A 14,972-nucleotide genomic window follows, 5' to 3' on the forward strand; every position below is an offset into this window, starting at 1 on the left:
GCAAGCCCCAATTTTTAATTTTTTTGAAAGTATTGGTGGGCATTGTGAAAGCAGATATCGCTTACCATCGCGCCAAGCAGAGGGATATCCGGGGGCGCCTCGCCACGCTCAACCCAGCCACCAATCATGTTGCAAAGAATGCGGCGAAAATATTCGTGGCGAGTAAATGATAAGAAGCTGCGGGAATCGGTGAGCATGCCGATAAATTGGCTTAGCAAACCCAATTGAGAGAGCTGTAATAGCTGGCGCTCCATGCCGTCTTTTTGATCGTTGAACCACCACGCCGAGCCAAATTGAATCTTGCCGGCGATGCCACCGCCTTGAAAGTTACCGACCATGCTGGCCAGCATTTCGTTATCTTTGGGGTTCAGGCAATACAAGATGGTTTTTGGAAGTTCGTCGGTCTTGTCCATTGCATCCAGTAACTGAGCCAGTTCCTTGGCGTACGACGTATCGCCAATGGAGTCAAAACCAGCATCGGCGCCGAGCAAACGGTACATGCGGCTGTTGTTGTTGCGTTGCGCACCAATATGCAGTTGCATCACCCAGCCTAACTCGGCGTACCGCTTGCCCAGCCAGACCTGAACGGCTGTAGAAAACTGGGCACATTCAAATTCAGTTAAAATTTCGCCTTTGAGACGTCGGCACAATAAAGCTGTTAAATCAGACTCAGTTAAAATGTTCGCAAATCGAACCACTTCAATACCGTGGTCGGCTGCTCTGCAACCATGATCATGAAAATGCTGTAAGCGCTTACCTAGCGCATCCAAAAAAGTGAGGTACGATGAAATTTCGAGATCAGCAGATTGACTAAGTTGTTCAACGTAATTAGAAAATTCTGGTAATTCGATTTTGAAAGCCCGATCTGGGCGCCAAGTTGGCGTGACATCAACGGTAAGGCTTGGGTCTCCCGCAATGGCTTGATGGTGCTCCAAGGAATCGATTGGATCATCTGTCGTACCAACCATTTTAACGTTCATTTGGCGCAAGATACCGCGAGCAGAAAATGCTGGGGTTTGCAAAATATCATTGCAGTCCAGCCAAATTGATTGTGCGGTGTTGGGGTTAAGTAAGGTGCCGTCAATACCAAGAGGGCGGCGTAATTCAAGGTGGGTCCAGTGGTAAAGTGGATTGCCGATACATTTGGGCACCGTTTCAGCCCACGCATGAAATTTTTGCCACTCAGCAGCATTCCCCGTAATGAAAGCTTCATCAACTCCCGCGGTACGCATCGCACGCCATTTGTAATGATCGCCTTCTAACCAGATTTGTGTCAGGTTTTCGAACTGGCGATCATTGGCGATATCAGCTGGGTTTAAGTGGCAGTGATAATCGAATATCGGCTGATCTGCGGCGTATTCGTGATACAACCGAATCGCAACCTCGTTGGTCAATAAAAAGTCTTCATTCATAAAGGGCTTCATTGCACCGCCTCCCATAATTTCTTCACTGTATTTCGAGCACCATCGGCCACTAATCGTAAATACGCAGTGGTAACCGCTTCAATCACCCGCTCGTTACAGCCAATATCTGGCGGAAAAATAGCGTCGAGAGACAACAAAGTTGCCACGGTTGCATCTCTATATCCGTGCTTTTCGGTAATTGTGTAAAGTTGTTTGGCCATTGGATCACGTACATCAATGGCCTGCCCTTGTTCATCAACGCCAGCCACGTAACGCATCCAACCAGCAATTCCTAAGGCGAGCCATTTAAAGTCGGTATTGTTGGCTAAGTGATGGCGTATCCCGCCGGCAAATCGTTGCGGAATTTTTTGACTGCCATCCATGGCTATTTGCCAGGTTTGGTGTTTGATATTGGGGTTGGAGTAACGCGCGAGGAGTAAACTGGCATAAGCGCTCAAGTCGGTATCTACAGGCATTGCCAACGACGGGGCTTGCTCCGCTAGCATCAGTGCCCGTGCCGCACCTCTGAAGTTTTCATCGGCCATCGTCTCACCAATATATTGATAGCCTGCGAGGTAGCCTAAATAGGCTAAAAATGAATGGCTGCCATTGAGCATGCGAAGCTTCATTTCTTCGTAAGGCACTACATTCTCGACAAACTGAGCGCCGGCAATATTCCAATCTGGACGACCTGCAACAAACTTGTCTTCGATGATCCATTGGCGAAAGGCTTCGCACGCAACAGCACATGGATCGGCCCGACCATCTTGTAACTGTTCAATTTGCGCTAACGTTTCAGCTGTAACAGCCGGCACAATCCGATCGACCATCGTGCAAGGGAACGTCACGTGTAGTTCAATCCACTGAGCCAATTCAGGGTCAAGCTGATGAGCAAACTCCGTCACCACTTTTTTAGTCACGTCGCCATTTTCCTGAACATTGTCACATGACATAACGGTGAATGGAGCGAAGCCGAGCGTACGGCGCATTTGAAGCGCCCGAACGATAAATCCAATAGCACTCTGAGGTTGGTCTTCATTGCAAAGATCGTGAGCTATCAGTGGGTTATTGATATCGAGCGAACCACTCGCCGGATCAGCACAATAGCCCTTTTCCGTAATCGTTAGTGAAACCACTGCAACTTGCGGCTCAGCCAGTTTATTGAGCACAGCTTGAGGGCTGTCTAAAACCGGATGAAGCGACTCCTTAATCGATGAAATGTGCTTACAGCAAATGTCATCGGCACCTTTTTCAGCAACGGTGTAGTTATGCCCTTGAGCACGTAACGATTCGATTAATGGTTTACCACCGATGAGGTTAATGACACATATACCCCAATCACTCGCTGTTTTATTGTTGACTTCATCGGTAAAAAGCAATGGGTGCGCTCTCGCAAATGCGCCGAACCCCAAATGAACAATCTTTGTCGAAAGTCGTTCTTTGTTACCGATTGACGAGAAAAGTCCGTTCGATTGATATGTCTTGTTCATTCGCTTCAATATCCGAAATCGATTAGTTGTGGCTATGTATTAAGAGATTTAAGGGTATGTATGACGCCACGTAGTTCGGCGAGACCTTTCATACGCCCACCGAACGAGTAGCCAGGATTAACGCCAGGTTTGGTAACTTCATCCCCCATCAGGTGACCATGGTCGGGGCGCATAGCTATTGCGGAATTCAGTCCAGCTGATTTACGCCTCTGCTCTTCGTCTAGCAACGCTTTGATGATTCCTATCATGTCGTTGTCGCCGTAGAGGTGTTCAGCTTCGAAAAACGAACCATCCTCTTCTCGAATCACATTTCTCAAGTGAGCGAAGTGAATGATTGAAGCAAATTCCTTCACCATACCCACAAGATCATTATCACCTCGAGCCCCAAATGAGCCGGCGCACATGGTCAGGCCGTTTGCTGGCGACCGTACTGCTTGAATAAGCGCTCGAATATCATCTGCTGTTGACACCACTCGCGGCAAACCAAACAAAGAAAATGGTGGATCATCTGGGTGAATGCACATATTGACACCGTACTCTTCTGCCACCGGAATAATGGCGCGCAGAAACTCAATAAGGTTGTGCCGTAATCCTTCCGTACCAAGCGCAATAAAATCACCAATTGTCTGGCGGATCGATTCGCGATCATAAGAACCTTCACCGCCCGGCAAACCGGCAATAATGTTTTCTTCAAGGCCCTGTTTTTCGACATTCGACATGGCTTCGAAACGAGCCTTAGCCTTTTCTAATTGCTTGTCTGAATAATCTTCCGACGCATTGTTACGCGCTAGAATATGCACGTCATAGGCAATGAAATCTGTCATTTCAAAGCGCAATGCAAAGGATTCATTGTCGAGTTGATAGGTTAAATCTGTGCGCGTCCAATCGACCACGGGCATGAAGTTGTAACACACCACCTTGATTCCGGCCTTACCAATTGAACGGATCGACTCTTTATAGTTCTCGATCAGTTGTAGGTAGTTTCCTGTGCGCGTTTTAATGTCGTTATGAACGGGGATGCTTTCAACTACGCTCCAACTCAAACCGGCCGCTTCAACCTCTAGCTTCCTAGCTATAACCTCTTGATAAGACCATACATCTCCCGTTTCAACATGGTGCAACGACGATACAATACCGGAAGCTCCGGCCTGAACAACATTTTTTAAACTAACGGTGTCATCAGGCCCATACCAACGCCATGTTTCTTGCATTAAGTTCTCTCTAAAGGTGATTAGTTAGTTACTTCAAATTAATTGGATAAGCCACTTGAAAACTGGCCTGTCCAGTGTTTACATGCTGCATCATGACTTTTAACGATGCAAGCTGTTTTGTTGCGGCAATGTTTGAAATTCGAGAGTAAAATTAAAAAATGAGATCTGCATTAAGTTCCAACTACCGGTTCAGAATTCTGGCCCTGTTGTTTTTTGCAACCACAATCAATTACTTCGACCGGAGCCTGATCGCGGTTCTAGCTCCCACGTTCGAGAAAATGTTCAATTGGTCAAATACTGACTACGCCCACATTATGATTGCGTTCAAGGTGGCTTACGGGCTCGGGCTAATCACAATGGGGCGGCTAATCGATCAGCTTGGGACTAAGAAGGGATACACCGCGGCCATCGGTATCTGGAGTCTTTCAGGAATGGCGCACGCACTGGTGCAACCCTCTTTCAGTGTTATCGGCTTTGCCATGGCTCGCTTTGGCTTGGGATTCGGTGAGTCAGGGCACTTCCCTGCCGCCAACAAAACCGTTGCCGAGTGGTTCCCCAAAAAAGATCGCGCATTCGCTACCGGCATTTTCAACGCAGCAACGTCCATAGGTGCAATCGCTGCCCCGTTTGTCGTTGCAACGATCGTTCATGACGATGGTACTAATTGGCGAATCCCGTTCTTAATCACTGGTTTCCTAAGCGCTATTTGGCTGTATTTTTGGTGGAAATGGTATAAGAAACCACAAGATCATGAAGCCATTACGACACAAGAGTTTGACTACATTCATAGCGATTCTGTGGCGGAAACAGATGCCCCATTAGCCTGGAGGAAAGTCATTGCAAAGCGTGAAACGTGGGCGTTTGCTACCGCAAAGATAACGGATGCAGTTTGGTACTTTTTCCTATTCTGGGGAGCCAAGTATTTAGCCGATAAGTTCGGTGTTGATATCAAAGGGATCGCGCTGCCATTTTTCATTTATTACGCCATGGCCGATGTCGGCAGCATCATGGGCGGTTACCTCTCGGGACGCTTTATACGGGGTGGATGGTCTATCAACAAAGCTCGTAAGATCACGCTATTGATTTGTGCCTTAGCCACGCTTCCACTGAGTTACGTTGCCTTTACCGATAATCAATGGATTGCCATTAGTTTAATTGGTCTTGCGGCCGCGGCTCACCAAGCTTGGTCAGCCAATATTCTTACCTTGGTATCCGATATTTTTCCCAAAAAGGCGACAGCATCAGTCACAGGAATTGGCGGTATGGTGGGGGTTGTTGCAGGCATTATCGCCGACTTCTCTCTTGGGGAGATGCTCGACTCTGCAGGTAATGAAGGCTATTTCTGGGCGTTTCTGGTAGCTGGCATGCTGTATATCGTCATCCTTGGGTTAGTCCACCTGATTACCCCAGACATGGCACCGCTCGATGAGAACTTGAAGCGAATTCCGCAATAACGATTTAACAAGCGCTACCAATCACTTGAAACACGAACAGCGCATGAATGAGATGCGCTGGTTGAGCGAGGAAACACGAAACACTACTTGATATCACAACAGGCGCCGTAGCCATGAGTGAGATACGACTAACAGCATAACTTGTGTCGGCTATAGCAAACTTTCTATTACTCGGTGCAGATGTTCATCCATCGCAGCTCTGGATTTCTCCGTATCCCTAGCTTTGAGTGCATCGAGTATCTTTTTATGATCTTCAATAATAGGGCGAATACCGTCCATACGAGTTTGCTTATGAAAGTGGCTGACCAGATCTGATTCATTTCGTAACTGCCATAGCCACATAACGGTTTGGTAAATAGCACTATTGCCTGATGCTTTTGCAATTTCACAATGAAATTCTTCATCCGCTTTTTCCGTGGGCGAAAGACTCTCATTTTCTTCCAGCATCGCATCCAAAAGTGCTTCTAATTTATCAAGCTGTTCATCGGAGATCCGCTTGGCCGCTAAGGCGCACGCTTCGCGCTCAAATATTTGTCGCGCTTCTAGAATTTCAAACGGGCCAGGGCCCCCGTCAATCAATAGTTTTGCCGATTTTGTGGCTGCGTGCTTTAGGTAAATACCTGATGCAGTACGAATTTCAATCATATCTGCCAACTCTAAAGCGACCATCGCTTCTCTGACAGTAGGACGACTAACACCGAGTTCAGAAGATAAAATTCGCTCGGATGGCAGTTTATCGCCCTTGCTAAAATCTTTTTGTTTTATGAGATCAAGGATTTGGTCAGCAACCTTTAGGTAAAGCCTGTTTTGGTTAATCGATGAAAAAATCATAGGAGAGCAAATGACCGCCGGTAAACTAGTAGCCGGAGATTGTACCAAACAACCTTCAGTCCTGACCAGCAAGATACTGTTCAGGCCAGATATAAAAATTGTTCCATTTAGGCATTTATTCCTTTTTATTTCTGTATGCGTAGCAGCAATGAACTATTTGCTAGCGTCATCGCAATGCTTATTTCACCTTGGCAGGGCTAAAGGCTGCCAACATCCCTATCATGCTAACGCAGCTTAAGAACAAAAAGCTGCCAGTCATTGCGCCAGTAGCCCAAATTTGAAGCGCTAATCCCCCAACAAACAACGGTAAAGCCACGAGCCAAGGGCTGGCAGATGTAGCAATTGCACCGCCACTGCGAATTGCTCGACAAGCAAAAAACAACAAAACTAATGACACTAACAGGGCAACACCTATCATGATTGTTTTTCCTCTACCACACGGCCGCTTGTGAGTTGCGCGCTAAGCGCGAGCTGAGATGTTTCAGCGGTTGACAGAAATGCTGCAGAGTTTGGCTTCCAACGTAAACTTAGCCACCACAACAAGCCGCCGATAGCAAAGAGCACCCAGTCCACCGCGACGGACACGTAATGGCCAGTGCTCAGCACATTCAATAAATGGCTACCGGTCAACAGCACATCAAGTGGCATAACAATCAACAATAATCCCGCGGTAAGACGTGTCATCCATTTGACCGTGTGCGCCGCATCAAACCGCACTAGTGCCCACATAATGCAAAGCAACCAACTGGCGAAAAATGAGCCGAACACCAGCTGATTGTTAGCAAGGTTTAGGTTGGTGAAGCTCAACACAAGTTGCAGTGGAAACAACTGCGCGGTTGCCAACACAACGCCGCCACAAGCTCCAATCACCAAACGATTAAAGCGCTGATAGGTTTGCAGCGAATATTTTGGCTGACTCGCATTCAATCCACGCTCTAACCACAGCATTAAGCCAGACAACGGCAGCAGCGCTGTGCTCAGGCCCAGCAAAGTCCAAATAGCCTTGACTAACACGCCACCAAAATTGCCGAAATGCGCAGGGAACATGATGTCGAGAACAATGCCCGATACCCCCTCAATTTTGCTGTAGTTACCAAATGCCTGCACAAATTCGCCGCTAGCACCTTGATGCTCTAGGATCAGCGTGTGCATCTGAGGGCCACCAATGAGGTTGCTATATATCACCGCATTGGCATCGCCATACCCCAAGATCCGAGCAGTTCTCAATTTGCTATCAGGGTGGTAGCTCAATGCATGTTGCAGTGGCTTGGCAATCTGAGTGGGCTGTTCAATATGTGCAATGACTGGATCCGGCGTTGAAGTAAAGTCTTCAATAAGTGCCTCCATGTCGCCTTGGTAACTCACATAAGCTGCTGCCGGAACTAAAATCACGAGCGCCAAACCAAGGAACGCACCAGTAAAACCGATTAAGCCATGGAATAGCATGCCCCACACACCCATGACTTTATGGCCATCGTTCATCAATAGACTAAAGCCCTTAAACGGGCGAAAGGTAAACAGCTGGCGAAGGATTTTTCGGTGAATGATAACGCCGGTAACCAGTGATGCCAGCAAGGTTAAGCCCAGTAAACCGGTGATCAACAAACCGACAGGTCGACCTAAATGCAAGTCAGCATGAAAGTTGGCAATGAAATCGGCCATGTCGTACTGGTAATCATCAAATAGGGTCTCAAAATCACCCTGTTTTTCGCCCAGTAATTCATAGCTGTGCGGATCAAATTGGTACTGGATTACACTGTCGGGCCCGCCGTTCTCATGATCATGACCATGATATTCATAACGAATCTCTAATGCGGTAGCCGAGCGCATACCTGGCATGGCAATAGTAATGGCATCAAAATGGTTGTCAGGCACCATTGCTGCGTATTCGTGGACGAGCCGTTCAACCTGTATGGGATCAACTTGGGCCGGCGTTCGAATCTCAGGTGAGGCCCAAATCTTCAGTTCTGGCCTGGCGAATACCGCCACAGCACCCGTAAAGGCAACCACAAACAATAAAATGCCAGTAATAATGCCAACCCAACTGTGAATCGCATATAGCTTTTTAATGTTGATACTTTTCATGAAACCAACTTCCTTTAAGTCACAGCAAAATAAGCCATCAGGCCATGACTAATGGTTAATATCAGCATTAGGACGGTGGCATGCCATGCTTTATCTGCCATGTAGGCATACACAAACAATCCAGTCCAAATGAATGGAAATAATAAAATGGGAACTGCCACCTGATCAGAAGCGGTCAGCGGTAAATAGGTTGTCATGCCAGGGATCATGGCGGTAGATGCGATTAGCGCGAGCACTAAGGATGCAATGTGGCGTTGTGTGAGGGAACTAAATGTTCGTTTTACGCTACGGGTTGAATCATTCATATCCGTGCACCTAAAAAGCAAAATTGTCGTTAAAGCAATGCGACTGTTTTCAGTCACAAACGGCTGTTACGGTTAATAAAAGACCACTAATAATCCGCTTACCCGCGCTTGGTCATGAGCGAGATGAGCAAGCAGGCAAATATAGGTTGATTGAGGAGTAATTAACGGTCTAGATACTTGAATAACTGGCCTGTTGTGGTCAGCTTAAATCTATGCAAACGATAACGATTTGCGTTACCTTTCGCAACCTTATATTGGCAAGATTGAGTAAAATACTTGCGTGCAAAGCCACCTATAAGTTGGCGTCACAGCATTATTGAGTGATCGTTTAGCTCATTTAGAAGCGTTATCAGCAATCGGTGCAACTAGGTACAAGAACACAAAGTATGATGAACCTAACTTCGATTTATATCGTCGCCAGTTTCACGCAAGAGTTATCACCCAACAGCTAAAAAGTATCTATCAACAACTTGCACCTCATAAGCTTCCCTAGTGGTGCAACACAATAAGCTCACGGAGACTTCCGATGAATAGGCGACATTGCATACGCACGGAACTTGGTAAATCAAGTGAGGTAGTAGCGAGTTTTTCTCAACAAGCGCTTCGTCGCTTAGCCAATAAAAAAGCCCCCAAACCGAAGGGTTTGGGGGCTTTGAGCGCTTTATTCAATCTAAATTCAATTGATTAAACGTTTTAGTAATACTCGCTATTTAGCGATATTCAACTTCCTGAGCAACATCACGACCATCAACACTGCTGACGACATCTACCGCATACCTGCTAAATGCGTCGCTGGATTGAATTTTCAATCTCGACTTGGAGTTTTCAAAGCTAGTCATTTGCTCGAATGAGTTTTTCAATGTAGACCTTGATAGCATCACGGGATCTGTTGGCGAGACAGAAGGGATTATGCCTACGCCAACAAGAACACCTCGGTTAGCTCCTGATTTTTGTCACGGAGACTGATCCCATATAGTCAAAGTAATAAACATCCAGTTTTTAGGTGATATCAATGAAGGCAGTCATATCAACATTCACGCTAACCATTGCGACTTTTATAATCATCGCAAAGTTGTTCTTCAGTAGCTTATTGTCCTTGGCTGGTTATGCGGCGATGCCAATTAGTGAATTTCAAAAATTAACGGCTTCAAAAGCTACTATTGAAAAACTAAAGCACAACCACGCTAAAAAGAAATCTAGGGTAGCCAATCGGTTCGTAAAACGAACAGCAAAAAAGATTGGAGCGACCGCAGTATCGGCCGCAACAATAGGTACAGTCGCAGTGGTCGGTACATTAACTTACATTGAGATTAATGAGTTCTGTGAAGACAAAAAGCAATTATCAGAAGAGGAAAACATCCTGTTTGATAAAAACGATGCGTTTGATTTCAATGCTTGCGTGCAATCAGCAACAGATGATTCTGTCGAGATCACCCAAGAAGCGTGGGCAGCAGTTCAAGAGAAAGGCGAAAGCGCGGTTGATGCTATTGATGAGGCTTTAGAGCCTAGTCGTAAAGAACTCATTAAAATATTTGAAAAAATTGACCGATTTTTCAATTCGTCTGCAGCTGATTGACGCTCACCTAAGCGATTGAATAGCCCTGCAGACTTGAAAGCAACACCAAGTCCGAACGAAATGCGGCGTGCAATGCATTTGACGGTAAAAATACGCAGCGCTTATTGCACTGATTACCCTGTATGGCCTGCCTATCACTAATGTACCTTGCTGTTGTGTTAGGCCAGCACAAGTTCCCCCTACACCGCTGATCTGCGCTATGAATTCACGCCAACCATCAACTATTCCCATTTATTGCAACGTCATCCATTGACAACTTTATCGCTTAGATCTATCGTAAATGATAACGATTCGTATTTATATTATCATATTTATGACTTAGCAACAGTTTCTCGATCGGGGCAACGCCCTGTTCCATCAGCAGGAATATTCGCAAAGCGAAAATTACTACCAGCGCGCTCAATCGCTAACTGAGTTGATGCTTGAGCATAACAACTACAGCGAAGAAGCAATATATGGCTGGGTATGTTGTTGTCACAATCTAGCCGATTTGTATCAGCGCCAAGGGCAGCTAAGCCTTGCATTACATAGCTTGCTAGAAACTTACGAGCGCATAACAAATTTGGTTCAAGATGACTTAGATGGACTGAATACCACCGCATTAAATGCGACCCGCATAACGTTCAGAGCATTGGTGGAATTCCAGCAATCATTTCCTGAAACCAATTCCTGTATGTGCCAACAATCCCGCTCAAACGCTCTGAAGCACTAGTTTCAACCAAAGGATCTTAAGATGCTGACTCATAAACTGAAATATCTAATGCTCCTATTATCCATAACCTTGTTGATGCCATTTCAAGTCACGGCCCACCCCGGCCATGACCATCATTCAATCTGGGCTTCACTCGCACATTGGGGCTGGCTTGCGCCCTTGTTATTTGCCATTGCTGCCCTATCCCATGCCTTACACCGCCATCAGGCTAATAAGGGAGACCAGAAATGATTTATTCATTACTTAATAAAATCGATGCGATTTCTCCTTTTACTAAGGTTTCAGCCCACTGCGATATCCCTTGCAAAATTTACGACCCAAGCGGGGCACAACTAGCGGTTCTGACCATGATTCGCATGGTCGATTTAATTGAAGAATTAGCCGTTAAAGAATCGCTGACGGTTAACGATCAAGCCCAGCTTGCGCGGCTCGTCGCGCAAAAAGAAGAGCATGGTTTTATCGTGAAGAAGGAAATTCAGGTGATCTGGGGCGATTACATGAAGGCGCCGCAATTTGAGCGATTCCCACAACTTCATGAATTAAGTCATAACATCATGTTGGCGGCGTCTAAAGCCAAGCAACATATCGACAAACAAGCAGCCCTTGATCTACTCGCCAAAGTTAATGAGTTTGCTGCCATCTTTTGGCATAGCAAAGGCGTTGCGACCTTCACTGCCACCTGCCCTTACCCACCAGCACAACCGGTGGTGTATCCAGATCTCAAGGAGTAACCATCATGTTAGGCTTTACCATTAACAAGGTTGACGGCAATAGCATGACACCATCATTAACCGATGGCAGTTACGTGTTGTTTGCCAAGCCGTGGTTTAAGCATTTTGTTCGGCCTGGGCAAGTTGTGAAAGTGCGTCACCCAAAATTTGGACTGATTATAAAAGCAGTCCAATATGTCGACCGATATGGGTTTGTGTGGCTCAAAGGCACAGGTGCAGAAAGCATTTCGACCCTTGAGATAGGCCCCGTTTCGTTTGCAGACATTATTGGCAAAGCGCTATTTCATGTCTCCCCCGAACCAGCCATGCACTAGCGACCTTGAGCACCTATCACCAAGGACTGTTCAATAGGCGATTCTCATTGCTCTAGGGCTTGTCGAACGCAGCTCCATTCAAACAAGCTAATTTGTATGAGCTCGCGGCAATGCTGCGCGCACGCGAGCAAAAGTTTATAACAACCATTCGGTGCCAGTTAACCAAAGATAATCAGGCCAACTAAACTGACAAATCCAGCCCCAATCGACATCATCGACATCACTTTTACTTGCCGGATCTGCAATGCCAAAATCACCCCGGTGCCAATACTAAACACCAAACTCACACCAAAGAGTAATCCAAATAGCCACAGCAGCTGACTGCCAAACCCTTTGTGAATGAGCAGCAGTCGATGCCACCAATCATGCTCTTTAACTTCGAGCTCAATAAAGCCTTCGCCGTTGTCCGGGCGTAACGTCACCTCTTGTTTGTAATCGAACCAAACATGGGTTCCTTCCCACCACCAATAGGCTGCGGGGCGACGCATATGGTCTTCTGCAATTAAGTAAGGCTCTACCATATCAATGGCCGTTTGCTCATTGTCAGGCCAAACCGTCTCTGCGGGTAACTGGTAGTGAAACTCATCTGCCACACCACCTTCGATATCAAACAAATACAAGATACCGGTGGCAACAAATAGCACGGTAATGGGTAGAAAAAAGCACGCCACATAGGCGTGCAGTTTCATCCAAAGCATGCGGAATTTTGTGTTCATAAGGATAATCCAGCGCCTTGCAAGCAAGGCGCTTTACTCGTTTGATTTAGAACTGATAGGTGGCTGAGAAGCGAATGTCTCGGCCTGCTTCATACAAGCCAGCAACACCATCCCAGTAAGGTATGTGGTTGTAGTCTGCAACACTTGAGTGGTCGCGGTAGTGCTTATCGAACACGTTAGCTACCGAGAAATTAATCAATACGCTTTCATCAACTAACGGAACCCACTGGACGTACATGTCATGTACTGCATAACTTGGCTTATCAACCGTTTGAACACTGTCGATCCAGCCTAGTTCTAGAGCACGGTGTAGCACTTCGATGTTGTCGAGTGCTTCAACGTAATTAACGCTCCAGCCCATTTCCAGTTGATCAGACCATTCATAGTCCAGCGTCAACAGCCAGGTATCGCCTCGTGCGTTAGCCAGGCCATTGTGCTCATAGCCTTCAACAGGGTTGCCGTTGAGCTCCGCATCATTCTCTGCATAGCTAGCAGTGAGGTGAAGTTGCTCGAAGTTGTAGCCCATGGCTACTTCAAAGCCGTCACTTTCAAATTTGCCTACATTCTCGTAGTACACGCCTTGGCCGATTTGATCCATGATCACATCGTCAATTTCCATATCGTAATAGGCAGCTGTAAACCACAAGCTTTCACCGACATATTCAACACCAACCTCAAGGTTGTCGACTTCTTCCGCGTCTAAATCAGGTGCGATAGAAATACTTCCTGGGGCATGCTCAAGGGTAAATGCGTCACCGACTTCCTTACCACGCATCGCTTCGGCATAACCGGCATTGACTCGCCAATTCGCATCGATTTGATATTCGAAACCAATGTTTGCGCTAACGCCGTCACTGTCGGTGCTATCGTCGTAAGTCACTTGATCAAGTTCATATTCGTCGTAGCGAACACCAACGCTCAACAACAAGCTTGGCGTGATTTGCCAATGATCTTGAGCATAAATACCGGTGACTTCGCCTTCTTCTTTGAATTTGCCAACGTCAGGATCCCACGCCCAGTCTTGCCAGCCCTCGTCTAAATAACGACTTTTTACCGTGTCATCACGATGTTCAACACCATAAGTCACCGTATGTTGGCCAATTTCGCTGGTGTTGCGAACATCAAAACCAATGGTTTCAACTTCACCGGAATAGCGGCCCCAGCGATCGAATCGATCCATGACCAATTCTTGATCGGTGTAGTAAAGAGTACTCTGCAAGTTAACCAGTTCGCTGTAATGCCAGCTGTGGTTGGCTACCAAGGTTGTACGTTCTGCATCGCCGGGATATAAAGTCTCGCCTTCGAGCACAGGCCAGTTTGGACGAGCGCCGAAATCGCCTTCTTCATCGCGGCTTTCAAAGCTCAAGGTGAGATGTTGATTGTCACTAAGCTGACCGCTCAGTTTTGTGAAAAACAACGATTGCTCGGCAGCTGTACCGTACAGTTCATTGCCATCGCCATCTTCCATATTCTCACGGTCTACATAGACATAAGAGCCCAGTACGCCCCAGTTGTCCGATAGATTGCCGTAAAATGTAGCGCTGCCGGTATAGCCATCGTTACTGAAATAACCCGCATTAACTTGTCCGCCAAAATCTTCGCCGGCAGTTAATAGATCGTCAACATCTTTGGTTTTGAAGCGAATTGCACCACCAATAGCACCAGCGCCGGCTGTCGCTTCACCTGCGCCCGCTTGGACCTCAACTTCTTTGAGTAACGATGGGTCAATGCTGACTCGGCCAACGTGGTGGAACAGAGTTGTTGTTTGCGGCGCACCATCAACGGTCACGTTGAGCAAGGTGTCTTCCATGCCACGGATATATATTTTCTGCGCTATACCCAATGACCCGCCAACAGAAACTGATGGCACGCGTCGGAAAACATCAGATAAATCATTAGCTAAATATTTTTCTAGCTCTTCAGGCTCAACGACGGTATTCGTTGTTTGGCCAACCACCACAACCGATTCAATTGATTGTTGGTCTGGCGTTTGATTCAGCTCTTCGGCTGTTGCAGGAACATGCGCCAACAAGGCAGCTACAGAGCTGGCTAGCGCAGTTTTGTGAAAGCGACGTGTGTTCATAGAATTGCAGGTTCCTGTTGCAAAAATTAATGGGAATGCAAATTATTCTCATTATTCCAGT

The 14,972-nt window shown here is 46.6% G+C and carries 14 protein-coding genes; 4 read left to right on the forward strand and 10 right to left on the reverse strand.

The features are described from left to right. Window positions 1–14: 14 nt before the first annotated feature. The 3 genes from uxaC to uxuA are packed head-to-tail and all read right to left on the reverse strand — an operon-like array spanning window position 15 to window position 4,104. Window positions 15–1,424 carry a glucuronate isomerase gene (gene uxaC / locus K0504_RS06105; protein ID WP_220103292.1) on the reverse strand — a complete coding sequence of 470 codons (1,410 nt, stop codon included), beginning with the start codon at window positions 1,422–1,424 and terminating at the stop codon, window positions 15–17. After that, a complete protein-coding gene (locus K0504_RS06110) occupies window positions 1,421–2,893 on the reverse strand; it encodes a mannitol dehydrogenase family protein (protein WP_220103293.1) in 1,473 nt (490 codons plus the stop codon). The genes uxaC and K0504_RS06110 overlap by 4 nt, the downstream gene beginning before the upstream one ends. A gap of 32 nt (window positions 2,894–2,925) precedes the next feature. Next, a complete protein-coding gene (uxuA, locus tag K0504_RS06115; RefSeq protein WP_220103294.1) occupies window positions 2,926–4,104 on the reverse strand; it encodes a mannonate dehydratase in 1,179 nt (392 codons plus the stop codon). 158 nt (window positions 4,105–4,262) lie between these two features. On the opposite strand from uxuA, the gene K0504_RS06120 reads away from it, so the two are divergent. Then, window positions 4,263–5,558: an MFS transporter gene (locus K0504_RS06120; protein ID WP_225918002.1), complete on the forward strand. Its 1,296-nt coding sequence runs from the start codon at window positions 4,263–4,265 to the stop codon at window positions 5,556–5,558. 150 nt (window positions 5,559–5,708) lie between these two features. On the opposite strand, the gene K0504_RS06125 is transcribed toward K0504_RS06120, so the two are convergent. The 5 genes from K0504_RS06125 to K0504_RS06145 all read right to left on the reverse strand — a co-directional run bounded on the left by K0504_RS06125 (window position 5,709) and on the right by K0504_RS06145 (window position 9,639). Continuing rightward, entirely contained in the window at window positions 5,709–6,389 is a 681-nt protein-coding gene (locus K0504_RS06125) for a FadR/GntR family transcriptional regulator (RefSeq protein ID WP_220103296.1), read from the reverse strand. 178 nt (window positions 6,390–6,567) lie between these two features. After that, entirely contained in the window at window positions 6,568–6,807 is a 240-nt protein-coding gene (locus K0504_RS06130) for a hypothetical protein (RefSeq protein WP_220103297.1), read from the reverse strand. Further along, window positions 6,804–8,474, reverse strand: coding sequence for a PepSY-associated TM helix domain-containing protein (locus tag K0504_RS06135; RefSeq protein WP_220103298.1), 1,671 nt, complete (start codon window positions 8,472–8,474; stop codon window positions 6,804–6,806). The genes K0504_RS06130 and K0504_RS06135 overlap by 4 nt, the downstream gene beginning before the upstream one ends. 14 nt (window positions 8,475–8,488) lie before the next feature. Further along, a complete protein-coding gene (locus tag K0504_RS06140) occupies window positions 8,489–8,779 on the reverse strand; it encodes a hypothetical protein (protein WP_220103299.1) in 291 nt (96 codons plus the stop codon). A gap of 710 nt (window positions 8,780–9,489) precedes the next feature. After that, the gene (locus K0504_RS06145) at window positions 9,490–9,639 is read right to left on the reverse strand and encodes a hypothetical protein (protein WP_220103300.1); all 150 of its coding nucleotides are present in this window, start codon (window positions 9,637–9,639) and stop codon (window positions 9,490–9,492) included. Between the two features lie 152 nt (window positions 9,640–9,791). On the opposite strand from K0504_RS06145, the gene K0504_RS06150 reads away from it, so the two are divergent. From K0504_RS06150 to K0504_RS06160, 3 genes are all read left to right on the forward strand, one after another. Continuing rightward, complete coding sequence (locus tag K0504_RS06150) at window positions 9,792–10,355, forward strand: hypothetical protein (protein ID WP_220103301.1); 564 nt, start codon at window positions 9,792–9,794, stop codon at window positions 10,353–10,355. A gap of 939 nt (window positions 10,356–11,294) precedes the next feature. Then, window positions 11,295–11,798, forward strand: coding sequence for a superoxide dismutase, Ni (gene sodN / locus K0504_RS06155; RefSeq protein WP_220103302.1), 504 nt, complete (start codon window positions 11,295–11,297; stop codon window positions 11,796–11,798). 5 nt (window positions 11,799–11,803) lie between these two features. Continuing rightward, window positions 11,804–12,112: a S24/S26 family peptidase gene (locus tag K0504_RS06160; RefSeq protein WP_220103303.1), complete on the forward strand. Its 309-nt coding sequence runs from the start codon at window positions 11,804–11,806 to the stop codon at window positions 12,110–12,112. Window positions 12,113–12,270: 158 nt separating this feature from the next. Here the strand turns inward: K0504_RS06160 and K0504_RS06165 are convergent, their stop codons facing one another. Together K0504_RS06165 and K0504_RS06170 are read right to left on the reverse strand one after the other, a co-directional pair. Then, window positions 12,271–12,828 carry a hypothetical protein gene (locus K0504_RS06165; protein ID WP_220103304.1) on the reverse strand — a complete coding sequence of 186 codons (558 nt, stop codon included), beginning with the start codon at window positions 12,826–12,828 and terminating at the stop codon, window positions 12,271–12,273. A 46-nt stretch (window positions 12,829–12,874) separates the two neighbouring features. Next, complete coding sequence (locus K0504_RS06170; protein ID WP_220103305.1) at window positions 12,875–14,911, reverse strand: TonB-dependent receptor; 2,037 nt, start codon at window positions 14,909–14,911, stop codon at window positions 12,875–12,877. Between the last annotated feature and the right edge of the window lie 61 nt (window positions 14,912–14,972).

Source organism: Neiella holothuriorum, from assembly GCF_019457915.1.
GTDB lineage: Bacteria > Pseudomonadota > Gammaproteobacteria > Enterobacterales > Neiellaceae > Neiella > Neiella holothuriorum.